The sequence below is a fragment of the Paraburkholderia tropica genome (genome assembly GCF_900109265.1).
Classification (GTDB): Bacteria; Pseudomonadota; Gammaproteobacteria; order Burkholderiales; family Burkholderiaceae; genus Paraburkholderia; species Paraburkholderia tropica.
This window is the reverse complement of record NZ_FNZM01000001.1, coordinates 191,106-213,061: the sequence shown is the minus strand read 5'-3', so window position 1 is coordinate 213,061 and position 21,956 is coordinate 191,106. Positions and strand designations below refer to the sequence as shown.

At 67.1% G+C, this 21,956-nt stretch carries 17 protein-coding genes; 11 read left to right on the top strand and 6 right to left on the bottom strand.

What is annotated here, in order from left to right:
- The first annotated feature begins 606 nt into the window (after positions 1-606).
- Positions 607-1,641: a hypothetical protein gene (locus BMY06_RS00890; protein WP_074981116.1), complete on the top strand. Its 1,035-nt coding sequence runs from the start codon at positions 607-609 to the stop codon at positions 1,639-1,641.
- A 646-nt stretch (positions 1,642-2,287) separates the two neighbouring features.
- On the opposite strand, the gene BMY06_RS00880 is transcribed toward BMY06_RS00890, so the two are convergent.
- Both BMY06_RS00880 and BMY06_RS00875 read right to left on the bottom strand, forming a co-directional pair.
- Positions 2,288-4,141 (bottom strand): ABC transporter ATP-binding protein/permease, encoded by a 1,854-nt coding sequence (locus BMY06_RS00880; protein ID WP_074981112.1) that lies wholly within the window; start codon positions 4,139-4,141, stop codon positions 2,288-2,290.
- A gap of 10 nt (positions 4,142-4,151) precedes the next feature.
- A complete protein-coding gene (locus BMY06_RS00875) occupies positions 4,152-5,036 on the bottom strand; it encodes an extracellular solute-binding protein (RefSeq protein WP_065064429.1) in 885 nt (294 codons plus the stop codon).
- Positions 5,037-5,242: 206 nt separating this feature from the next.
- On the opposite strand from BMY06_RS00875, the gene BMY06_RS00870 reads away from it, so the two are divergent.
- From BMY06_RS00870 to BMY06_RS40610, 3 genes are all read left to right on the top strand, one after another.
- Positions 5,243-5,671, top strand: a complete 429-nt coding sequence (locus BMY06_RS00870; protein ID WP_065064460.1) for a TOBE domain-containing protein — start codon at positions 5,243-5,245, stop codon at positions 5,669-5,671.
- A gap of 75 nt (positions 5,672-5,746) precedes the next feature.
- Entirely contained in the window at positions 5,747-6,382 is a 636-nt protein-coding gene (locus BMY06_RS00865; RefSeq protein ID WP_244144340.1) for a nitrogen fixation protein NifQ, read from the top strand.
- Positions 6,383-6,612: 230 nt separating this feature from the next.
- Positions 6,613-6,936, top strand: coding sequence for a winged helix-turn-helix domain-containing protein (locus BMY06_RS40610; protein ID WP_065064456.1), 324 nt, complete (start codon positions 6,613-6,615; stop codon positions 6,934-6,936).
- A gap of 32 nt (positions 6,937-6,968) precedes the next feature.
- Here the strand turns inward: BMY06_RS40610 and BMY06_RS00855 are convergent, their stop codons facing one another.
- On the bottom strand, positions 6,969-8,303 hold the full coding sequence (locus BMY06_RS00855) for a DUF2325 domain-containing protein (protein ID WP_074981110.1): 1,335 nt from the start codon (positions 8,301-8,303) through the stop codon (positions 6,969-6,971).
- A 236-nt stretch (positions 8,304-8,539) separates the two neighbouring features.
- Entirely contained in the window at positions 8,540-9,142 is a 603-nt protein-coding gene (locus BMY06_RS00850) for a hypothetical protein (protein ID WP_074981108.1), read from the bottom strand.
- A gap of 274 nt (positions 9,143-9,416) precedes the next feature.
- Between BMY06_RS00850 and BMY06_RS00845 the strand changes: the two genes are divergently transcribed.
- From BMY06_RS00845 to BMY06_RS00820, 7 genes are all read left to right on the top strand, one after another.
- Complete coding sequence (locus tag BMY06_RS00845) at positions 9,417-10,685, top strand: MFS transporter (protein ID WP_065064423.1); 1,269 nt, start codon at positions 9,417-9,419, stop codon at positions 10,683-10,685.
- A 416-nt stretch (positions 10,686-11,101) separates the two neighbouring features.
- Positions 11,102-11,554 carry a zinc-finger-containing protein gene (locus BMY06_RS00840; protein ID WP_074981106.1) on the top strand — a complete coding sequence of 151 codons (453 nt, stop codon included), beginning with the start codon at positions 11,102-11,104 and terminating at the stop codon, positions 11,552-11,554.
- Positions 11,555-11,776: 222 nt separating this feature from the next.
- Positions 11,777-12,241: a hypothetical protein gene (locus BMY06_RS00835; RefSeq protein ID WP_065064419.1), complete on the top strand. Its 465-nt coding sequence runs from the start codon at positions 11,777-11,779 to the stop codon at positions 12,239-12,241.
- An 882-nt stretch (positions 12,242-13,123) separates the two neighbouring features.
- Positions 13,124-13,297, top strand: coding sequence for a hypothetical protein (locus tag BMY06_RS39435; protein WP_161495606.1), 174 nt, complete (start codon positions 13,124-13,126; stop codon positions 13,295-13,297).
- Between the two features lie 208 nt (positions 13,298-13,505).
- Positions 13,506-15,257, top strand: coding sequence for an ABC transporter permease (locus tag BMY06_RS00830; RefSeq protein ID WP_065064417.1), 1,752 nt, complete (start codon positions 13,506-13,508; stop codon positions 15,255-15,257).
- A gap of 16 nt (positions 15,258-15,273) precedes the next feature.
- On the top strand, positions 15,274-16,608 hold the full coding sequence (locus BMY06_RS00825) for an ABC transporter ATP-binding protein (RefSeq protein ID WP_065064415.1): 1,335 nt from the start codon (positions 15,274-15,276) through the stop codon (positions 16,606-16,608).
- Positions 16,609-16,891: 283 nt separating this feature from the next.
- Positions 16,892-17,659 carry a hypothetical protein gene (locus BMY06_RS00820; protein WP_124260649.1) on the top strand — a complete coding sequence of 256 codons (768 nt, stop codon included), beginning with the start codon at positions 16,892-16,894 and terminating at the stop codon, positions 17,657-17,659.
- Between the two features lie 298 nt (positions 17,660-17,957).
- On the opposite strand, the gene BMY06_RS00815 is transcribed toward BMY06_RS00820, so the two are convergent.
- Positions 17,958-20,708 carry a mechanosensitive ion channel family protein gene (locus tag BMY06_RS00815; RefSeq protein ID WP_074981103.1) on the bottom strand — a complete coding sequence of 917 codons (2,751 nt, stop codon included), beginning with the start codon at positions 20,706-20,708 and terminating at the stop codon, positions 17,958-17,960.
- Between the two features lie 469 nt (positions 20,709-21,177).
- Entirely contained in the window at positions 21,178-21,930 is a 753-nt protein-coding gene (locus BMY06_RS00810) for an IclR family transcriptional regulator (protein WP_074981102.1), read from the bottom strand.
- Positions 21,931-21,956 lie beyond the last annotated feature (26 nt).

Genomic DNA, 21,956 nt, shown 5'->3' with positions numbered 1-21,956 from the left:
GAAAACGCGGCCCGGAGGCGCGATCTGGCCGGGGGCACGGTGCACGAAACGGTGTGGGAAAGCGGATCGCTTACGGTTGGATGTTCGCGCAATGATTCGATATGCCAGGCATATGCCTGGCAATCGGCGACGCGTTCTGAAGCGGAGCCACGCTTATCCGCGAATCCGAAGGTGAGGGAATACGGGAAACGTTTGCGCTCGACCGGATGCCAACGGTGAGGACATTCGGGAGCCAGACCTGGGGAGTGCCAGGAAACGTGAAGGCGAGTGTGTCGCCGCACTCACCGATCCACCCAACTGCACGATCGAACCGCCCGCGAACCGTAAAGGTGAGTGTTTGCGGGAGCCATTATTCACGGGATCGACACCCAATCGCGTTTTGTAGCTTGATGTCGTCAAGTTGCTTCGCGGATTTTTTAACATCAAGTGTCTGGAAGAAAATCCAAAGGTGAGCGTTTTCAGGAGCACAGGCGCGCGGCGCGCACACGCTTCGTTGCCGGCCTTTCAGGGAGCGCGAGGCCCGACGCGGTATAGTCGACGACGATGCGCGCCGGCCAGGCGGCAACTCGAATCCACCGGCCGGCGCGGCGCTACGGGAGCCGTCTCATGGGTTTTTTCGATCGACTGTGGCCGCGCAAGCCCGCGCGGCCCGACCCGCAAACCGAACAGACACGCGCGCTGGCGGACCGGCTGACCGAGCTGAGCCCGCCGCTGAAGCTCGCGCGCGACTGGCGCGCGCGGCTCACGCCCGCGCTCGCCCAATCGCTGAGCTATGTGAGCGATGTGGTGCGGACCTTGCCGCCCGCGCACGAGGCGAGCGCCGCGAACTGGCTCGCCGATCCCTATATCCACGCGTTTTTCGCCGCGCCCGACGAGATCGCGCATGTGCTCAGCCGCTCGGCCGAACTGCATGCGTGGTTCGAGAGCCATCCGCTCGCGAACGAAACCTACGCGGTGCTCGGCATGGCGATGAGCGAGCGGCGCTCGTTCGGCGTCGCGCAACATGGCGATCAGGTGCATGCGGACGTCGCGCAGACGACCTTGAGCTTCGACGACCATCAGGTGCGCGTGTGCGGCGAGACCGAAGCCGATCTGCGCGCGCTGATCGTGCAGCGCGTGGTCGAGCAGATCGCGCTTGAAGGGCTGGCGCAGATCAGCGCCGACGAAACGCGCCGCGACGCGCTCGAGCAGGAGCGCGCGCTGCTGCGCACGCGACTGCAATTGCTCACGCGTCACGGCGCGGGCACGCACCGGATGGTCGGCGAGCGGGCGGTGGCGGACGCAGCGGAGCTTGCGCGGCTGGAGGCGCTGATCGCCGCGAACGAGCAGGCGCTGGCGGCGCTGGGACTCAAAACCGACGCGCTGGAGCACGAACTGAGCGTGATCTGCGAGGTGCTCGCGCATCCGGCGCAGCACGCGAACGTCGAGATGCGGCAACTGCGGTTGAGCCCGATGAACGTGCTGATCGAACCGGGCATGGCCGAGGCGGGCGGCGTCAGCGGCGCGCCGATCGTCGTGCCGCTCGCGCATATTCCGGCGAGCCCGGCGGGGGTGCGTGCGTTCTCGCTGGTGCGTTTCGCGCGCAAGGATCTGCAGCCGCTGCCGCGCGTGCTCGACGAGGACAGCCGCTTCGTGATTTGAACGCCGTACGCGAAAGGTGAGGCTTTTCGGGAGTGCGGTGAATCGTTACGCACTCCAACGTGGATGACGTCAGGTGATGCTGAGCGTGAAGGCGATGCTCACCTTGTCTCGCGCGCGTCGGCAAGACATGACGCGTTGAGCGCGTAAAACAAGGCAGAAAATTTCCTGGGAGTCCCAGGTCACGCGATTCGAAGCGAAGCGTTCTGTTGATCCGACGCGCGCACGCATGCCGATCGATCAAGGTGAGGATTTACGGGGGCACGCGCCGCGTCGAGATTCAGGTGTGCCTGGTGAGGTCGGTGAACCGCTTGTTCATCACCGTACATGCGAGCGGATTCGCCGGTCGCTTCCGCGTGCAGAAGGCGCGGAAACCCGCGTTTTCCAGCGTATTTCGCGAGTTTTTCCTGGTAGTCCCAGGTTAAGCGATGCGAATTTTGCCGATGACGATCGATGCGCTTAGCGATCCGGATCACGATGTCGATCGCGTGCGAATCCGAACGAACGCCGTTGAGGTGAGCCTTTTCAGGACCCGCATTCCCAGCCGTATTTCAGCAGCGACCAAAAAGAAAAAGCCCTGAAAACAGGGCTTTTTTTACGAATCGGCCTGACAGTTCAGGTCCGGCGCGGACACTAAAGGTGAGCCTTTTCAGGACCCGTCCGCCGTCCACACCGACACGCCCGCCTCGTCGATATCGAAACGCAGCGTCTGCGCCTGGGGCGCATGTGGCGCATCGTCGGCGGCGATGTCGAACGTTTCGCCGCCCAGTTCGACTGTCACATAGCGATCCCCGTGACGCAGCGACGTCCCCGCGAGCCGTCCTTCGTAACGGCCATCGGACGCGGCGCGCAGCGCACGCGACGACACGCGCCACATCGCGCGCGCGCCCACCTCAAGCGGCGCGCCTGCGCCGTCCGCGAAACGCAGCCGCAGCCCGGACGCCGTTTCGATCTCGCCCACCGCGCGCACGATCCCCTCGCCGATGTTGTGCAGTCCGAGCAGTTCAGCCACGCGCACGCTCGCGGGCTGCGCGAACACCGCGTCCACGGCGCCTGCCTGGAGCGCGCGGCCGTGTTCGATCACGAGGACTTCGTCGGCGAGCAGCGCGGCTTCGTCGGGATCGTGCGTGACGATCACCGTGACCGCGCCGATCTCGCGTTGCAGCGCGCGCAGCGACTGTTGCAGGCGGCGGCGGCGCGGCGTGTCGAGCGCCGCGAACGGCTCGTCGAACAGCAGCAACTGGCTGTGCCGCGTGAGCGCGCGCGCGAGTGCGACGCGCTGACGCTGGCCGAAGGAAAGCTGACGCGGCAGTCGCTGCGTGAGCGCGTCGAGGCCCAGATGCGCGAGCCAGTAACGCGCGCTGGCGGCGTCGGCGTCGACGGGAAACGCGAGTTGCTGCGCCACCGTCATGTGCGGAAAGAGGCCGTAGTCTTGCGGCATGTAGCCGATCTGACGACGCTCCGGCGGCAGCGCGCCGAGGTCGGTCGCACCAAGCGTGACCGACCCGGCGTCGTTCGGCTCCAGCCCCGCGATGATGCGCAGCGCGAGCGACTTGCCCGAGCCCGACGGTCCGATGATCGCGAGCCGCCGCGTGCGCGGCTGCCAGGCGACGTCGAGCGTGAACGCGCCCAGCTTGCGTCGCGCGGTGAACGCGAGCCGCAGGCCGGCGTGTTCGGGCGCGGCGGCGGGCGTGATGGCGGTGAGTTCGTCGCCGTTGTCGGTGCTCACCGGCAGCGTGGCGCGCGCGCCGCGCGTGTAGACCGACAGCATCGCGCAGACGATCGCGATGCCGAGCGTGGGCAGCAGCAGCGGCATCATCGCGGGCAGGCCCTGACCGCCGAACACCACATAGGTATAGACGGGCAGCGAATACGGGTGATACGCGACCATCACGGTCGCGCCGAATTCGCCGAACGCGCGCAGCCACGCGAGCGCGAGCCCCGCGCGGATGGCGGGCCACGCAATCGGCAGCGTGACGCGGAAGAAACGGCTGGCGGCGTGATGGCCGAGCGTGGCCGCGACGTCGTCGAAAACGGGATCGACGGCCGCGAACGCGGAGCGCGCGGCGACGATCAGAAAGGGCGCGGCCACGAAGGTTTCCGCGAGCACGATGCCCGTGAACGAATCGGTGAGCGTACCGTTGAACAACTGGCCGATGCCGCTATACGGGCCGATCAGGAACAGCAGCAGCACGCCGCTCGTGAGCGGCGGCAACGCGAGCGGCAACTGCACGACGAAGCCGAGCAGCGCCACGCCGCGCGCATGCGAACGCGCGAGCCAGTAACCGAGCGGCACGCCGCCCACGAGAATCACGAGCGACGCGACGCTCGCACTCGCGGCCGAGACGGCGACCGCCGACCAGGTCTGATGCCAGTCGACGCCGGCCCAGTCGGCCTGGCCGATCTGCGGAATGCTGGCGAGAAACGGCGCGCACAGATATACCGCGAGCAGCGCGCCGAGCCACCAGAGCGGCCTCGCGGCGCGCTGCACGGGTTGGGTCATGACGGCGCGATCACTGCTGCGCGGCGTCGATCACGGCTTGCACCGACGGCGGAATCGCCTGGCCGTTGCCGTTCACGCCGGGCTTCGTCACGTCGACGCCGTGTTCGGCGAGCAGCTTGCGGCCTTCCGCCGACAGCAGGAAGTTGACGAAGCGCGCGGCCCCCGCGTTGTTCGGGGCGTCGTTGAGGATCGTGAGCGTGTAGTTCGCCTTGATCTTCAGTTCGGGCGCCGGGTGGATCGACGGAATCTTCAGGTCGGACGTTTCGGTGGAGTAGAAGAAGCCCGCGTCGAGCTGACCCGATTGCAGACGGCCCACGAGCGTTTCTTCCGGCAGCACCTGCGCGGGATTTTCGGGCGCGCCCAGCGTCTTCTCGACGAGGTCCGGCTGGTTATACGCCTGCGCGGCCTTCGTCATGAGTTCGACGGTGAAGGCGCCCTTCGGGTCGAGCTTCGGATCGGTGCGTCCCAGACGAATGCCGTCCTGTTGCAGCACGTCGCTCCACTTCTTCGTCTTGAAGTCGTTGGCGAAACGGCTCTTGGGGTTATAGCCGATCAGCAGCGGCGATTCGGCGAAATTCACGTACCACGAAACGTGATTGCCATTCGCTTCGCCCATCAGGCTCGCGTTGACCTTGGGGCTCGCGCTGATGAACACGTCGCCGCGACGCAGCTTGCCTTTGATCTCATTGGCGATCTTGTTCGAACCGGCGGCGTAGCCCTTGAAATGCAGGCCGGTTTCCTTTTCGAACGCGGGACCGACGCTTTTCTCCATCAGGTTCACGAGCGAGCCTGCATAGAGCACGTTCACGTCGTTGTCATCGGCGGCGAATGCGCTCGAACTTGCGGCGAGCACGCCCGACATCATCACGACCGATGCGATCAGCTTGCGGATCATCTGTTCTACCCCGTTCCGTTATAAAGGCCACTATATTACGACAGGCGTGCTGCGTTTATATACCTGGCCGAACGGCCAATTTTTAGTATTGGCCCTGTGCGGGAGGCATCGGGACGACTACACTGGGCTCCTTTATTTCGCCCTTTGCATCGCCTGCGCGGTTGGCCCCGGCCGTCACCGCGCCGCGTATCTTCATGGAGACCAACATGCGTACGAGCGCCCGTAATCACTTCACCGGTCAGATCGCCGCCGTCAAGCCCGGCGCCGTCAACGACGAGATCACGCTGCGCGCCGACGGCGGCCTGGAGATCGTCGCGATCATCACGCACGGCAGCGCGGCGTCGCTGGGTCTCGCGGCGGGCAAGGGCGCGTTCGCGCTCGTGAAGGCCTCGTCGGTGATCGTCATGGTCGACGGTGATGCGAGCAAGGTGTCCACGCGCAACGTGATCGCGGGCAGCGTGGCGTCGGTCACGAAGGGCGCGGTGAACGCCGAAGTCGTGATCGCGGCGCCGGGCGGTGCGCAGATCGCGGCCATCGTCACGAACGAGAGCGTCGACCGCCTCGGTCTCGCGGCGGGCAAGGCGGCGTCGGCGCTGTTCAAGGCGTCGAGCGTGATCGTCGGCGTGGACGACTGAACGCAGCGGTTTCACCGCAGCATGACGCAGCGCGAAACGGGCAATCCGGCGCACCGCCAATCCGCGGATCAGCCCGTGAATCAACCCGCGGTTCAAGCCGCGAGCGCAGCCCCGGATGTCGAGCGCCTGGCCGCCGCGTGCCGCGACCGCTTGACGGGCATGCCCGGCGGCGCGCCCACGGCGGACGCATGGCTGTTCGCGCGACTCGTGGCGGCGCGCGCCGTGCGCGGCGAATGCGCGCTGCTCGGTTTATCGGCGTCCGAACTCGCCGAGCTCGCGAGGCGGCATTTCGTGGCGGGATCGCTCGACAGCGCGCCTGATGCGCCGCTGTCGAATGTTGCGAACCTCGCGATCGTCACGATGACCGACGACACGCATGCGTCGTTCGTCGCCGCGATGCACAGCTTTCTGCTCGGCCTGGCCGCGCCCGATGTCGACGGCGAGGACGCACGCTGCCTCGCCGCGATACTCGCGCATGCGTGTCTGCGTCCCGACCACCTGTGGCGCGATCTCGGCCTGAGCGGACGCGACGACGTCACGCAGATGCTCACGCGTTTTTTCCCCGCGATGGTCGCGCGCAATACCGAAGGCCTGCGCTGGAAAAAGCTGCTGGCGCGCGAACTCGCGCTGGCCACCGGCGGCGTGCCGGGACCCGCGCCGGGCTGTCCCGGCTGCGAGGACTTCGGCTTCTGCTTCGGCCACGCGCGTTAGCCAATCGGCCAGGCTCGCGCGCGAGGCCATCGTGTATGCTTGCGCGCATGACCAGACCCGCAAAAGACCGCGTGCAGACGGGCGCTTTGCCCCTTGCCAACCCGAATGTGAATGCGAACGTAACAGCGACCGTGAAGACGAGCGAAACAGCGAAATCGAAGCCGCAAACCGCAGCCGAAACGCCCGAAGCCGCGAGCGGCGTGCGCCGCGAACCGCGCGTGCGTTTTCGTATGCGCGTGATGCAGGACGACACCATCGCGCTGGGACCGGGCAAGGTGCAATTGCTCGAAGCGGTGCGCGAGCACGGCTCGATTTCGGCGGCGGCGCGCAGCCTGAACATGTCGTACCGGCGCGCGTGGCTGCTCATGGACGAACTCAATCGCGCGCTCGAATCGCCGGCCACGGTGTCGGAGCACGGCGGCCAGAGCGGCGGCGGCAGCATGCTCACGCCCGTCGGCGAGGAAATCATCCGTCTCTATCGCGGCATCGAGGAGCGCGCGGCCGCAGCCTGTGCGCCCGAAATCGCCGCGCTCAGGAAGCTCGTGAAGGGCTGAGCGCGCCGTCACGGCGCGTCAGCGGGACGCTTTCAACCGTGCCGCAGACAGAAGCGCGAAAGCGGCACCGCGGTGAGCGTGGGCACCGTGTTCGTATGCAGGCGTGTCATCAGTTCGACGAAACTCGCGAGACTCGCCGTGCGCAGCGGGTGATAGCTCACCTGATGCCGTTCGCACACGCGCTTGAGCGTGTTCATCGAATCGTGGTCGATGCAGTCGACGGGAAACACCGCGAGATCCGCGCCCGCGAGCGCCGCCGCGAGCAAACCCTTGCGGTCTTCGATGCCGCCGTCGTGCACCGTCAATTCGCCGCCCGCCGCGGCCACCCAGCGCCGTAGCGCGTGATTCGATCCCGGCCGTCCGCCCACATAGACGATGCGCCGGTTCTTGAGCGCGTCGCGCGGCAGGGCGCGGGTTGCGACTGCGTCGTCGTCGGGTTGCGCGGCGTCTTCGAGCGCCTGCGCTTCCGCGCGCAACGTGTCGATCAGTGCGAGCGCGTCGTCCAGTTGCGTGCGTAGCGCGTGCAGTGCGATTTCGTCGGCGTTCGCGCGCTGTTCGGCGGCTTCGCGACGGCTTGTTTCGAGCGCAAGGCGGGCGTCGCGCGCGGCCAGCGCGTCCTGCAACGCGGCGTGTTTTGCGTGCAGCGCGGACGCATCGCGGTCCATGCGCTGGGCGGCCGCGCGCGAGGTCTGCTCGGCGAGCGCATCGCGTGCGGCGTCGCGCTCGCGGCTCATGTCGTGCAGACGCGCCTGCTGGCGTTCGATCTTCGCGTGCAGTTCGGCGTTGTCCTCTTCGAGCGCGACGAGGCGGCGCAGATCCGCGCGATTCGCCGCGCCGACCAGATGCGACAGCATGTGCAATTCGCCGAACGCGGCCTGACGCACTTCCATCGTCGTGGCCGGATGGCTCATCAGCGCCCAGTAGGCGGGCGGAATGTCGCCGTTGGCGCGCGCCTCGTTCCAGAGCGTGAGCACCGCATCGGCGTCGCGCGCGCCGGCAAAGCGCCGCAGCGCGCCGGCATAGCGCGTGTCGAGCGCCTTTTGCAGCGCCTTGCCGCCCGCGCCGCCCTGGATCGCCAGTTCGACGGCCGTGTGATGAATCTCCAGATCGCTCGCGTGGCGTGCGTCGAGCGGCGCGAACTTCGGCACGAGCTTGCGCAGTTCATGCGTCGACAGACAGGTGCCGATGATCGAGCAGTGCAGATGCGCGTCGAGTTCGGCGAGACGCGTGCGGCGGCGCGAACGGTCGAGTTCGTCCTGCGACGGGCCGCAGCAGTCGGCGGACGGGGCGAAGGCGCGCAGATGCGGCGCGTCGTCCGGCGTCGCGGTGCCCGGCGTGCGGGCGAGGCGAAACGGCGGTGCGTGCATGGTGACCTCTGTCCGGTTAGGAGCGCGCGAGGGCGCAGCGCGTGGCGCGGCGTCCGGGTTCGCGCAGGGTACGTTCAGGGTGACGTCTACGTGACTTCAGGTTCACTTCAGACGCTGCCGCGCACCGTCAGCGCAATATATCACGGAATATAGCGGGGTCCGTCCAGTCATCGGGACGGCGCGCAGCCTGCTTGTCCGCATCCCTTGCGTGTTGCAGCAGCGGTTTTCGGCGATCGTCAGGCCGCGTCGCGGTGTTCGGTCGCGGCGTCGGCGCGGGTGTCAGGATTGGCGAGTGTCTGCATGCGTCGCGTCGCGGTGGTCGCGGACGTCGGACGTATGACCCGATGCGCGGGCGTCGCGCTGGCCGAGCCGTTCGCGGACTGCGCATGGCGCGCCATGACGTGCTCGACGCACAGCGCCACGAGGGCCGTATCGGTATGCTCCAGTTCGGCGGCCGTCGCGCGCATCGCCTCGGTGTCGAGGCAGAAGGCGTCGGAGAACATGGCGTCGCGGGTTTTGTCGAGACGGCGCGCGTCGCGGATCGCGCGTTTCAGTTCGCGCTGACGCGTGAAGCCGGCGAGTTCGGCGCGCCGCGCCAGCGAGGTCAGCAGCGGTTGCAGCGAGGTCGCGGCGTCGGCGCTTGCGGACGGCGCGTCGGCGTCCGGCGCGAGCGAGCGGTTGAAGCGCTCGACGCTCTCGCGCAGACGCCGGAACGCGTCGATCACGTCGCGCATGCGCTCGGCGCGCTCGTGGCCCGAAGCGGGGCGCAGCGCCGTGATCGTCGCGGCCATGCTCGCCGTTACGCGCGGCGGCGCGGAGCGCGCAACTGCATTCATCATCCGTGGCCGACTGCTCACTTACCCACCTCGTGTCATCTGCGGAAATCGTCGCCGTGCGGATCCCGGCAAGGATCGCTGGCGCAGTCGTTATATTCTAATGTATATATCGATGCCGATAATGGCCTGCGTGCATGAATCCGACGCGCTTCGGTGACGTCGTGCCCAATCGACTAAAATCAGCCGCTTTGTATGAAGCTCCGGTGAAGCCCCGATGACCCGGTAACGTCACCGCGCCGCCGTGGCCCTCGCCGCGCCCTTTCGCCTTCCGCCGTACATGAACACACCTTCTCCCGCTCCCGGCGACGCGCCGCAGAGCATCGCGCGCAATCGCGGTTTCCAGCGTTTCTGGGGCGCCCGCGTGCTCGCCTCGATGTCGTTTCAGATGCTGGCCGTCGCGATGGGCTGGCATATCTACGCGCTCACCAAAAGCGCGTTCGCGCTCGGCCTGCTCGGTCTCGCGCAATTTTTGCCGATGTTTCTGCTGACGCTCGTCGTCGGCCATGTCGCCGATCGCTACGACCGCCGGCGCATCGCCGCCGTCTGCCAGAGCATCGAATGCGTGGCCGCGTTGACGTTCGCGCTCGGCACCTTCGGCGGCTGGCTCAGCGCGCCGATGATCTACGTGCTGGCGGCCTGCGTGGGCGCGGCGCGCGCGTTCGAGTCGCCGGCGATCTCGTCGCTGCTGCCGGGCGTGGTGCCGCGTGCGCAACTGCCGAACGCCACCGCGTGGTCGACCTCGGCGACGCAGACCGCGCAGATCGTCGGTCCGGCGCTGGGCGGCCTGCTGTACGGACTCGGCGCGGGGCCGGCGTTCCTGGCCTGCGCGGTGTCGTTCGCAATCGCGGCGACGCTTTCGGCGACGATTCCGCTCAAGGCGCGGCCGCCGTCGCGCGCGCCCGTCACGCTCGAATCGGTGTTCTCGGGCATCGCGTTCATCCGCTCGCAGCCGGTGATTCTGGGCGCGCTGTCGCTCGATCTGTTCGCCGTGCTGTTCGGCGGAGCAACCGCACTGCTGCCGGTGTTCGCGCGCGACATCCTGCACGCGGGGCCGCTCGAACTGGGGCTGCTGCGCTCGGCGACCGCGGCGGGCGCGCTTGCCGGGACGATCTGGCTCGCGCACTTTCCGCTGCGCCGACGCCCGGGGCTGTCGATGTTCGGCGGCGTGATCCTGTTCGGCTGCGCGACGATCGTGTTCGGGCTGTCGCATAACGTCGTCGTCTCGCTGATTGCGCTGGCGGTGCTGGGCGCATCGGACGTGGTGAGCGTGGTCGTGCGCACGTCGCTCGTCCAGTTGCGCACGCCCGATGAAAAGCTCGGCCGCGTGAGCGCGGTGAATTCGCTGTTCATCGGCACGTCGAACCAGCTCGGCGAATTCGAGTCTGGCCTGACCGCCGGATGGTGGGGCGCGCAACCGGCGGTGCTGGTGGGTGGCGTCGCGACCATCGGCGTCGCGCTGCTGTGGATGAAGCTGTTTCCGGGATTGCGCGACACGCGCTCGCTCGAACGCGAGGATGCGCACGCGACGGCGAGCGCGGCGGGTTGAGCGGGAGAGGGTGCGACTAGCGGCGGCGACTAGCGGCGGCGACTAGCGGCGGCGACTAGCGGCGGCGATCGACGCAACTAACTGCGGCGTACGTCGCCGCTCGGTCTTGCGCTGAAGTGCTGAAGAAAAGCCCGCGCGCCGCCGCCGGCCTGGCGCGTCATCCTGTCTCATTTCACGTCGATCTGGCCTCGTTGCTGCCTCTTTGAAGCCAGTTTCGACGCCTTTCGGTCCCTTTTCGCCCCTATTCTGCTCGCCGATACCAGGCAAACGCGTCAATTCCCGGTATCCTTTCGCCGAAGCGTCGCGTTCGCGTCGCCGCGTCCAGTTCTGTCCAGCCACACCCAGGTCACACCCGTCACCCGCATGTCCCAGTCATCCCGTCAGCCATCGCCAATGTCCGCTTCCCGGAGCACGCCATGCGCGTAGGCCGTCCGGTCAAGGCGCTGCCGCAACCGCTCTGCGACTACTGCGGCGCGAAGGCAGTACTCGCGCGTTTCGGCGACGAAGCCTACCCGTACCGAGACGATCACGGCACGCTCTGGGTCTGTGCCGCCTGCGAAGCGTGGATCGGCGTACCCGCGCGCAGCACGCGCAACGTGCCGCTCGGCCGCCTCGCCAACGGCGCGCTGCGCGACGCCAAGAGCCGCCTGCACGACGCGCTCGAACCGCTCGTCGCGGCCAAGGTGCGGCGCGACAAGGTCAATATTTTCGAGGCGCGCGGCCGCGCGCTGCGCTGGCTCGCCGATGAACTGGGCTTCGACCTGCCCAATCCGTCGATCCATCATCTGACACTCGATCAGTGCGAAGCGGCAATCCGCCACGTCGAGGCCTTCATGGCCGCGCGCCGCGCCAGCGACGACGAGCGCTGACGCGTCGGCGAACGCGCGCAACCATCCGCCGCTCGCCGGATTCCGCCGATTCCGCAGTTTCCGCCCGCATCCGCGTATCGCCGCGAATATCCGCAAATCGACGCGCATTCGCGCCCGTTCACGACCTCGCGGACACCTTTAGTTACATCCTCGTCGCAAAACGGCGCTCAACCTTGGCCGCCACGTGCCGTTATTGCACCTGAACTGATTCTTTCCTGTGCCATGGCCAAGACGATCCCCTTTCCGGCGCAACACATCCAGGCCACGCGCGCACGGCGCCACAAGGCCAAAGCCGAGTTGCTGCCGATGCCGCGTGCAAGCGCGGATGAACTGGCGCTCCAGGTGCATCTGGCGCTGGCCGCGTTGCGCGCGGGCGGCTCACAGCATGACGCCCAGGCGCTCCTGCACGCGCATGTGCTGGCGCAATCGATCGCGGATGCCGGTTACGGCGATCTGACGCCCGAGCAGGTCCGTCCCGCCGACGAAGCGATCATCGCGTGCTTCTCGCGCGGCGGCGCGCAAGGCGAGTGGCGTCTCGACGATGCGCAGTTCGAAGCCGTGCGCCCGGTCATCAATGTCTACGACGTGCAACTGCAAAGTGCGCCGATGTGGGTGCTGACCGACGCGAGCGAGCGGCTCGAGCGCATGCGCGCGGGCGAAGCCGCGCAGGCACGCAAGCGTGCGTAACGTGCGCGTGACGTGTCCGGTGGGCATGTCGATTGCGGGTGACAACGCGGAAGTCGACGCTCGCACGTCCAGGCGGCGTACGAAGCGGACCGGCCCGGCCCGGCCCGGCAGATGTACCAGACAGCACGAAGCAAAATGTAAGCAAAGCAGCCACAGCGCGCAGTGATGACGCAGACGCGACGCGATGATTCGGCCCCCGGCCGACCGTGCCACGCAACGGGTTCACGGTGCGCAGTGAAGCATTCAGCCCGATCGCGCCCAATGCGCCGTCCGGCGGCGCTGTGGCGGCATTGGCACGGGATTTGACGCGCGGCGCGAATCGTGTTGACTTCCGACAGCGTGCGTGACTAAAATTCGCCCGTCTTAACAAAAGGGGCTGACGCCTTGGACAGTAGCAGTAGTCGATCTTCGAACAGTTTCGCTGCCTGACCGGCAGGACGTCCGCGCTCCCTTTTCTCTCAGCCGCCGTCTTGCCAGCCAGGCAGATGGTGCGCGTCCAGCAGTACATTCTCGTGCACTCTTTTTAGCGTCGACCAGGCGCCGCAGCGTCGTATGCGCAGCGCGCCAGGCCGATATCGCGCCGTGAGCCCTGTTCGCTCGCGGCACGGTCCGTTCGTCACGCCGATCATCCGCCTTGCGGAATTCGCGCGACGCACGGATCGCCACATGCGCCGCCTGGGACCGGTTTCCAGCGCGCCGCCGTGACGATAAGGAGTTCCGATGTCCGACAGTGACAGTTATCCGTTATGCCGCTTCCTTTTTTCGTTCCCTGAGGAAAGCGCGCAGACGTGAGCCGCTGACGCGCGTACGCCGCGCGCAGCCGGGTCTGCTGGCTTTCCTCGCAACCGCGTTCGCTCCCTGAGCGACGTGAGGAGATCCAGCATGAACTTCGGCCTTCTTCTGCCGTACCTGCCGCAAACGCAGCACACCCTTCATCCCGACCACCTCGGCGCCCGCGAGCGCACGAGCGACACGCCGCCGTGCCCGCCGTCGCGCCTTGCCGCGCGCTGGCGCGATTTGCGCGCCCGCGTGTTCCGCGCGTCGGGGCGAGGTTGACCGGGGCTGAACGCAGTAAGACAAGAAAGAACGGCCCCCGCCCGAACGCGTCGCCGCCCGAATGGCGGCGCGCTCGACGCGCGAGCCGCGCATCATCCAGATCGCCGGTGCAACAAGACATGAATCAGATCAACCGCTCCATGCGAACGACCCGCCGCGCCGCGCGTGCAGGCGGCGTCGCGCATGCCATCGCCCTGGGAGGCCGCTAATGGAGTTCAGATTCAACCTGAACCGTACGGCCAACGCTTCGGCGTGGCGCGTGCTGCCCAACCGCTGGGACTTTGTAGCGTTCCCGCTCATCATCTGCCTGATCGCCATGGCGGCCGTGGGCTTCCACGAAACGATGGCGCCTATCGCCACGCTCAAGGCGCAGCCGATTTCGCTCGATCCGTCGAACCTGCCGGAGTACGCGATGCGCACGACGCTGCGCATGCTGGCGGCGATGGTCGCCTCGCTGATCTTCACGCTGGTGTACGGCACGCTCGCGGCCAAGAGCCGTCGCGCGAGTCTCGTGCTGGTGCCGATCCTCGACATCCTGCAGTCGGTGCCGGTGCTGGGCTACATTTCGTTCACGGTCACATTCTTCCTCGCGCTGTTTCCCTCGCGCGTGTTGGGCGCTGAACTCGCGGCCATCTTCGCGATCTTCACGAGCCAGGCGTGGAACATGACCTTCAGCTTCTATCAGTCGCTGCGCACGGTGCCGCGCGATCTCGACGAAGTCTCGAAGGGCTTCCACCTGACTGGCTGGCAGCGCTTCTGGAAACTGGAAGTGCCGTTCTCGATGCCGGGCCTCATCTGGAACATGATGATGTCGATGTCGGGCGGCTGGTTCTTCGTGGTGGCCTCCGAAGCAATCACGGTGGGCAATAACACAATCACGCTGCCGGGTATCGGCGCGTATCTGGCGCAGGCGATTTCCGAAAAGAATCTGCACGCCATCGGCTGGGTGATCCTGACGATGACGGTCGTGATTCTCGCCTACGACCAGTTGCTGTTCCGTCCGCTCGTGGCATGGGCCGACAAGTTCCGCATGGAAAACACGAGTTCCGGCGACGCACCCGAATCCTGGCTGCTCGACCTGATCCGCCGCACGCATCTGATTCACCGCCTGCTGGTGCCGATGGGCTTCCTGCTCGCGACGTTCGCACGTATTCCGTTCCGCGTGCAATTGCCGAAGGCGATGCCTGCCGTGAACCTCACGCTCAGCAAGCGCTCGCGTTTCGGCGACGCGATCTGGGCCGTGTTCGTGATCGCGCTCACGCTGTTCGTGGTCTGGCGCGTGGTGGCCTACGTGCGCACAGGCGTCTCGCTCGACGAAGTGGGTCACGTGTTCGTGCTCGGCCTCATCACGCTGCTGCGCGTGATCGTGCTGATCGCGATTGCCTCGGTGATCTGGGTGCCGCTCGGCGTGCTGATCGGCCTGCGTCCGGCGCTTGCCGAAAAGGTCCAGCCGCTCGCACAGTTCCTCGCAGCATTCCCGGCGAACCTGCTGTTCCCGGTGTTCGTGATTGTGATCGTGCGCTTCCATCTGAACGCGGACATCTGGCTGTCGCCGCTGATCGTGCTCGGCACGCAGTGGTACATCCTGTTCAACGTGATTGCGGGCGCAAGCGCCTATCCGAACGACTACAAGGAAGCGGCCAAAAACTTCCGCATTCGCGGCTGGCAGTGGTGGCGTCAGGCGATCCTGCCGGGCATTTTTCCCTACTACATCACGGGCGCGATCACGGCCTCGGGCGGCGCGTGGAACGCGAGCATCGTCGCCGAATACGTGCAGTGGGGCGATACGAAGCTCGAGGCGCACGGCCTTGGCGCGTACATCGCGCAAACGACTGCCGCCGGTGATTTCCCGAAGATCATTCTGGGCATCGCGATGATGTCCCTGTTCGTGACGCTGTTCAACCGCGTGCTCTGGCGTCCGCTGTACACCCACGCCGAGTCCAGGCTGCGGCTCGATTGAGATGGAGTAATACATCATGCTGAATCCGAAAATCGTCTCATCCGACCTGCTGCCCGCACGGCCCACGCTCGGCGACGAAGTGCTGTCGGTCAAGCACATGTCACGCGGTTTCGCGAAAAAGGACGACGAGCGCCTCGTGCTCGACGACGTCAACCTCTCGCTGCGCGAAGGTGAAATCGTTGGGCTGCTCGGCCGCTCCGGCTCGGGTAAATCGACGCTCCTGCGCATCATCTCGGGCCTCATCGAACCGAGCGCGGGCGAGGTGAACTGGCTCGGCAAGCCGCTCGACGGCCCGGCGAAAGGCGTCTCGATGGTGTTCCAGACCTTCGCGCTGTTTCCGTGGCTCACGGTGCTGCAGAACGTGGAAGCGGGCCTCGAAGCGCAGGGCGTGCCCGCGCGCGAGCGCCGCGAACGCGCGCTGGCCGCGATCGACCTGATCGGTCTCGACGGCTTTGAAAACGCCTACCCGCGCGAACTTTCGGGCGGCATGCGCCAGCGCGTGGGTTTCGCGCGCGCGCTCGTGGTCGACCCGGCGCTGCTGCTGATGGACGAGCCGTTTTCCGCGCTCGACGTGCTCACGGCCGAAACGCTGCGTACCGACCTGCTCGACCTCTGGACGCAGGGCCGCATGCCGATCAAGTCGATGCTGATCGTCACGCACAACATTGAGGAAGCGGTGTTCATGTGCGACCGCATTCTCGTGCTCTCGTCGAACCCGGGGCGCCTGGTGGCCGACATCAAGGTGCCGTTCAAGCACCCGCGCAATCGTCTGGACCCTGCGTTCCGCAAGCTCGTGGACGAGATCTACGCGAAGATGACCGCGCGCGACGCCGCCGAAACGACCACGCGCCGTCTCGAAGTGGGCAGCCGCCTGCCCGACGTCTCGACCAACCTGATGGCCGGCCTGATCGAAACGCTGGCGGCCGCGCCGTACCACGGCCGCGCGGACATGCCGGAAATCGCGCGCTCGCTGCATCTGGAAGTGGACGACCTGTTTCCGATTGCGGAAATGATGCAACTGCTCGGCTTTGCCGACGTGCGCGACGGCGACCTGCTGCTCACGCCGCCCGCGCGCGTATTCGCCGAGATGGGCACGCAGGCGCGCAAGCTGATGTTCGCCGATCATTTGCTGCGCAACGTGCCGCTCGCGGCGCGGATCAAGAAGGTGCTCAACGAACGCCCGGGCCACCGCGCGCCGCGCGTGCGCTTCGAGCAGGAACTGGAAGATTTCCTCTCGGATACGGCGGCCGAAGGAACGCTCGATACCGTGATCGACTGGGGCCGCTACGGCGAGATTTTTTCGTATAACGACCAGTCGGAAATTTTCAGTCTCGAGGACGTGGAAGCTTAAGGTTCGCAAGGGACGCAGCGCACGCGGCGCTCCTCCTGAAAAAAACGCTGTGGATGACGGCTCAATTGTGCCGTTGACCGCAGCGTTTTTTTTCGTGCCATCGACAACTTCGCAGTACGAACCTCAAAGAAGTGACGATTCTCCGCTGCTAGTATTTTTTCGACGCGAGCGGTGCACGACGTACGTCACCTCGCACGCGAGATGCGCCTCGATTTGAAATCGAATGAGCATCGAATCGGTTGCATTTTTTGCGGTCATCGGAAGGGAGAACACGATTATGTCGATGGATCGAAGGACACTCTCCGCGGAAGCGGTCACGGCGGCGTTCAACCAGATCTGCGCGCATCTCGACGAAGACGCGGGCGAGCTCGACGCGGCCACGCGCAAGCGCCTGGAACGCATTGCGAAGGAAAGCATGGAAGCGCATCCGGCGCTTGCGTGGCAAACGCTGGGCATGCTCGCCGCCGAGCGCTGGGACAGCGAGGCGCTCGAAGTGGCGTACGCGAACGCGTTGCGCTGCGAACGCGGGGTGCAGGCCGGCATCAACTGTGCGGTGGCGCTCGCGGCCTGCAATCGTTTCGGCGAAGCCGCGGAAGTGGCCGAGCGTGCGTGGCAGGCGCAGCCGTCCAGCCTGCTTGCGCTGCGCGGCGCAATCGACATGGCGTGGCAGGCGGGGCGCTGGGCGCGTGCGCTGGAACTCATGCAGGCACTCAGTCCGCGCTCGAATGCCACGGATCGCGAAACCGAGGCGTATCGGCGCAAGGCGGTGGCGATTCTGGAACGCCACGCGGTGCCGCTGTCGGCGGTCGAGGCGTTGCACGACGCGCTCTATGGTTTTCTCGCCACGCGCCGCGTGCGCGCGCTTGCAGCGTGTGAATTCGTCGACGACGGTCCGGGGGAGGAGACCGTGTATGTAACCGTTCAGATTGCGCGAGAGCACGACGAGGTCGCGCAGCTGGATGAGGCGTTGGCGGAGGCACTGTCCGATGCCGTGGAGGCTTATCCGCTCGCCGCCTTCGTGATCGATCTTGCAGAGAGGGAGACGGCCTGATGTCGGCGCAGGCGTGCATCGATACAGCCGGGCGTCTGTCGCTCGAACCGGCGCGCGAGGCCGACAGGCGTCGCGCGGTCCCGTCGTGCGCGAACGCCACGATCAATCGGCGCGCGCTGCGAATCGACAACGCAGGAAGCGCAAAGGTGAGCTTCTTCGGGAGAGAGCGAATCGCGCGTGTTTTGCGCGCGATTCGCAAGATGCGATCACGCGCAAAGCCCCGCCGTTGCGTGAAATCCCATCACGCTTCGCGCGCCGCACAGCGAGTGTGCGTGCACGAAGGTGAGCTTTTACGGGATCACGACGGTTTGCGGCGCGGTGTCGTGCGCGAGTCGTCGTCGCGTTCGTCGTTGCCGAATACATGGCCTTCCACATCGCTGTCGTGCGGCACCCCGATCACAAAGTTGCGCTGCGGGTTTGCCAGTTCGATGCCGCGCTCCGTGAAAAGCGCGAGCACGCGTCGGTTGAATTCGCGTTGCACACCCCAGCGCGAAGAGTCCTTGCACTGGATCTGGCCCACGAGCGTGACGCTGGCGCCGTCGACCTGATCCACGCCCCAGTAGGCGAAGTCGCTGAGTATGCCGTTTTTGAAGGCGTCGTCGGCGCGGATGGAAGCGCCGATATCCTTGAGCGTGTCGATCGCGCGTTGCAGGTCGTTGCCGTGCGCGATCACCACCTTGACCGCGGCGTTGCCGATGCCGCGATTCGTGTTGTTCACGGTCGTCACCGAGCTGAAGGGCACGGTGTAGAGCGAGCCGTCGCCGCCGCGCAGACGCACCGTACGGATCGAGAGGAACTCCACCGTGCCCGAGACGCCCGCTACGGTCACCCAGTCGCCGACCTGCATCGCGTTTTCGGTGAGCAGGAAGATGCCGGTGATGAAGTCCTGCACGAGCTTCTGCGAGCCGAAGCCGAGCGCCACGCCGAAGATGCTCGCGCCCGCGATCAGCGGTGCGGTGTTCACGCCGAGCTGCGAGAGCGCGGTGAGGCCCACGATCACGAAGATCGCGACGAACAGCGTGGTGCGGAACATCGGCAGCAGCGTGCGCAGACGTGCGGCGCGTACGTAGTCGCCGGCGTCGGTCCAGGCGTTGAGGCGGCGTTCGGCTGCGCCGTTCGCGACTTCCCAGATCACGATGGCGACGGCCACGGCCACGGCGATCGTGAGCAGCGCGGAGCCGAGCAGGTGCCCGATCGGCGCGTTCATGAGCAGGCGTGCCGGGCGCAGGCCCCATACGTGCAGCAGCACGTCGATCGTCACGATCCATAGCGCGGCGATCACCACGCGGCGCAAGGCGGGGTAGTAGCGGTAGGCGCGGCGCTGCGAGATGGTCATGTCGGCGCGGTTGCCGAGCGGATCGAACACGCGTCCGAGCGCGCCGAGCGCGACGATGGCGGCCACGCGCGCAGCCAGCAGCACGGCGAGCGAGAGGCCGCCCGCGCGCATGAGTTCGCGGTAGCCGCCGCGCAGGTCGAGCGCCCACACGAACCAGAGCGCCATGACCACGAAGATCGCGGCCACGGCCCAGATGTCGGCGAACCAGTGCGCGAGCCAGGCCAGCGAGCCGCGCTGCGCGGCCACGTTGCGCAGCCAGGCGGCCACGGGCTTGCGGCATTGCAGGATCATGACGGCGAGCGCGAGGTGGCCGACCAGCGTGACGATCTTCACGAGCGCGAGGTGCGCGTCCTCGGTCATGCCGAGCGGCACTGCGCCCGCGAGCGCGCCGCCCACGCCGCCGATCGCGACGATGCGCACGACCCAGCGCTGCGTGAACGCGGCCCAGGTCGAGCTCATGCGCGTGAGGCGCAGCGCGTCCGAGTCGGGCGCAAACAGCAGGGCGCCCAGGGCGATCACGACGCGGCAGATCACCCACGTGTCGACGAGCTCGCCCACGGCGGCGGCGGGTGCGGCGTCGTCGGCGCCAAAGAGCGAGAGCACGCCCGCTGCGATCAGGCCGAAGCCCATCACGGGCACGAGGTCGAGCAGCGTCACGAGCAGTGCGGCGGGCAGGCGTTGCAGCAGGCGCCAGTGATGGGCGCCGCGGCTGCGATGGCGCGCTTCGCGTGCGCGCGAGAGCGGGTCCTCGTCGGGCGCGGCGTCGTCGGCTGCGGCGGCATTCACGGTCTCGCGTGCTGCGGCGTTGGCGGCCGGGTTCGCGTTGGGGCCGGCGTTCGGATCGGCGTCGGCCGCTTTTGTGGCTTTTGCTGTGGTCGTGACGTTTGCGGCTTTCGCGTCCGCCGCGTCTGCCGTGCCCGTAGCAGGCGCGTCGGCGGCTTCCATGCCGGCGGCGACGCGCAGGGCGCCGTCATCGTCGCCGGGTTGCGCGGCGGCTTTGAGCGCGGTGGCCGTGCCGGTCGCTTCGGGTGTCTGAGGTTGCGCTTGCGGCGGCTGGGCGGGCGCGGCAGCGTCGCTGGCGTCGTCGAGCGTGGCGGCCGCGTGGGCCACGATCGAGCGATGCGGCTTGGCGAGCGCGCGGCGCAGCAGCGCTTCAATCGCCAGCGCGGGCACGAGCGTGAGCAGCAGCACGCGCAGCAGTCCGAGCAGCATCGCGTGACCTTCAGGTGTGCTCAGGCGCTCGCGCCACCAGCCGCGCGCGGAGCCGGTGTCGAACAGCGCCGTGCGCGCGTGCACGAGCCGATCGCCGATGAGGCGCGCGCTGTGCGCGGCGTGATCGGCGAGTTGCAGGACAAGGCCGTTCGAGCGCAGCGCGTCGGTGAGCGGCGCGGAAGCCGAGGTGGCCGCCGATGCAGTCGCGGGCGCGCTCGCGGGCGTTGCGCTCGACGCGGGCGTGGCCAGCGCGCCGGCGGCGGCGATGGCGCGCAGCGTGTCTTCGATGTGGCTGCGCTGCACCGGATCGTCGAGGACCTGCAGCGCGGCGTGCGCCTGCGCAGGCGTGAGCACGACCGGTGCGGCGGGATTGGCGGGCGTCGCGGCCGGGGCCGGTGCAGCGGCAGCAGCCGACGCGCACGGTGTCCACGCGAGCGCCGTTATCCAGACAAACGCGGCGAGCAGGGCGGCGCAGCGCGGCAGGCGCAGCGTTCGTAACACGGAAGAAAGGAGCATCCTGGGCATAGGCAAATACGGAGTCGGGCGTCGGTGACGGTCGATGAGCGTCAAGGATTGGCGGCGATGGCCGGATGTCGGACAGCGTGCCGGTTGGCCGGTTCAGGTAACGTCGCTGCCGGCGTCGGGCGCCGCCTCCGGCTTACGATGCGCGCGGCAAGGTTTCGTCGGAACATTCGACGCCGCGCCGCAAATCTCGTGCCCCGCAGCGTGAAAACGGGGGTGAAAACGGGTAGGAAATCAGGGCCTGAAATCGGGCGCTAACGCGGAGCGAAACATGGGCACAACAAGGGACGCAGCCAGGCGAGCACACCATCGAAGCGATCAGCGCGGCGCGAGGCCCCAAAGTATGCGCCGGATGGCGATTGTGTGTCGCCAGGCTAACACTGGCGCAGTCGCGACGGCAATGGGTAAGTCCGTGCGTCAAGGAGGAGAAAGAGAAAGCGCGGCGACCTTAGCCCGCCTCGCTCTCGCGCCAATGCGCGAGAATGCGCGCCTTGGCATCGAGCAACGTGGCAACGTGCGTGTCGAGCTGCTGGCGGATGCGCTCGGTCGGCCCGCCAATCGAGAGTCCGTAACAGTCACCGCCGAAGTCGAGGGCCACGGCCACGGCAGACAACTCGGGCGCGCTTTCGCCGATATTCGCGTACCAGCCGCGCGCTTTCGCGGCGGCGGCCTGTTCGACGAGCGTCGGCAGATCGGTGGCGGTCGCTTCCGTATAGCGCTCGAAATCGAGCTTCGCGCCGAGCGCGGCCTGCGCGTCGGGCGCGAGTTCGCCGAAGATCGCCTTGCCGATGGAGTTCGCGTGCAGCGGCCGCAGCGCGCCGGGCTGGCACGCGTAGCGCACGGACTTTTCCGATTCGACCACGTCGAGGTACACGACCGCCGCGCCGTGAATCTTGCCGAGCACGATGGTTTCGCCGCTGGCGTCGCGCAACGCGACGAGCGTCGGATGCAGCATCTCCACGACCGGATCGACGGCGTCGATCGCGCTGGCGAGCAGATGCAGACGCCGCGTCGGATAGTAGCCGCCGCGCTTGCGCACCTCGTAGAGATAGCCGCGGCTCACGAGGGTGCGCGCGAGCGCGAGACAACTCGACGACGGCACGTTGAGCAGCCGCGCCATTTCGACGAGCGGCAGCGGCCGCTGTTCGGCGGCGAAAAGCTCGAACAGGTCGAGCGTGCGGGCAACGAGTTTGACGTCCATAAATACGCGATGAAAGCGAGGCGGCG

What these genes read in the sequence shown, in the direction of transcription:
- BMY06_RS00890 (WP_074981116.1), top strand. Translation starts at nt 607, where the DNA reads ATGGGTTTTTTCGATCGACTGTGGCCGCGCAAGCCCGCGCGGCCCGAC.
- BMY06_RS00880 (WP_074981112.1), bottom strand. Translation starts at nt 4,141, where the DNA reads ATGACCCAACCCGTGCAGCGCGCCGCGAGGCCGCTCTGGTGGCTCGGC.
- BMY06_RS00875 (WP_065064429.1), bottom strand. Translation starts at nt 5,036, where the DNA reads ATGATCCGCAAGCTGATCGCATCGGTCGTGATGATGTCGGGCGTGCTC.
- BMY06_RS00870 (WP_065064460.1), top strand. Translation starts at nt 5,243, where the DNA reads ATGCGTACGAGCGCCCGTAATCACTTCACCGGTCAGATCGCCGCCGTC.
- BMY06_RS40610 (WP_065064456.1), top strand. Translation starts at nt 6,613, where the DNA reads ATGCGCGTGATGCAGGACGACACCATCGCGCTGGGACCGGGCAAGGTG.
- BMY06_RS00855 (WP_074981110.1), bottom strand. Translation starts at nt 8,303, where the DNA reads ATGCACGCACCGCCGTTTCGCCTCGCCCGCACGCCGGGCACCGCGACG.
- BMY06_RS00850 (WP_074981108.1), bottom strand. Translation starts at nt 9,142, where the DNA reads ATGATGAATGCAGTTGCGCGCTCCGCGCCGCCGCGCGTAACGGCGAGC.
- BMY06_RS00845 (WP_065064423.1), top strand. Translation starts at nt 9,417, where the DNA reads ATGAACACACCTTCTCCCGCTCCCGGCGACGCGCCGCAGAGCATCGCG.
- BMY06_RS00840 (WP_074981106.1), top strand. Translation starts at nt 11,102, where the DNA reads ATGCGCGTAGGCCGTCCGGTCAAGGCGCTGCCGCAACCGCTCTGCGAC.
- BMY06_RS00835 (WP_065064419.1), top strand. Translation starts at nt 11,777, where the DNA reads ATGGCCAAGACGATCCCCTTTCCGGCGCAACACATCCAGGCCACGCGC.
- BMY06_RS39435 (WP_161495606.1), top strand. Translation starts at nt 13,124, where the DNA reads ATGAACTTCGGCCTTCTTCTGCCGTACCTGCCGCAAACGCAGCACACC.
- BMY06_RS00830 (WP_065064417.1), top strand. Translation starts at nt 13,506, where the DNA reads ATGGAGTTCAGATTCAACCTGAACCGTACGGCCAACGCTTCGGCGTGG.
- BMY06_RS00825 (WP_065064415.1), top strand. Translation starts at nt 15,274, where the DNA reads ATGCTGAATCCGAAAATCGTCTCATCCGACCTGCTGCCCGCACGGCCC.
- BMY06_RS00820 (WP_124260649.1), top strand. Translation starts at nt 16,892, where the DNA reads ATGGATCGAAGGACACTCTCCGCGGAAGCGGTCACGGCGGCGTTCAAC.
- BMY06_RS00810 (WP_074981102.1), bottom strand. Translation starts at nt 21,930, where the DNA reads ATGGACGTCAAACTCGTTGCCCGCACGCTCGACCTGTTCGAGCTTTTC.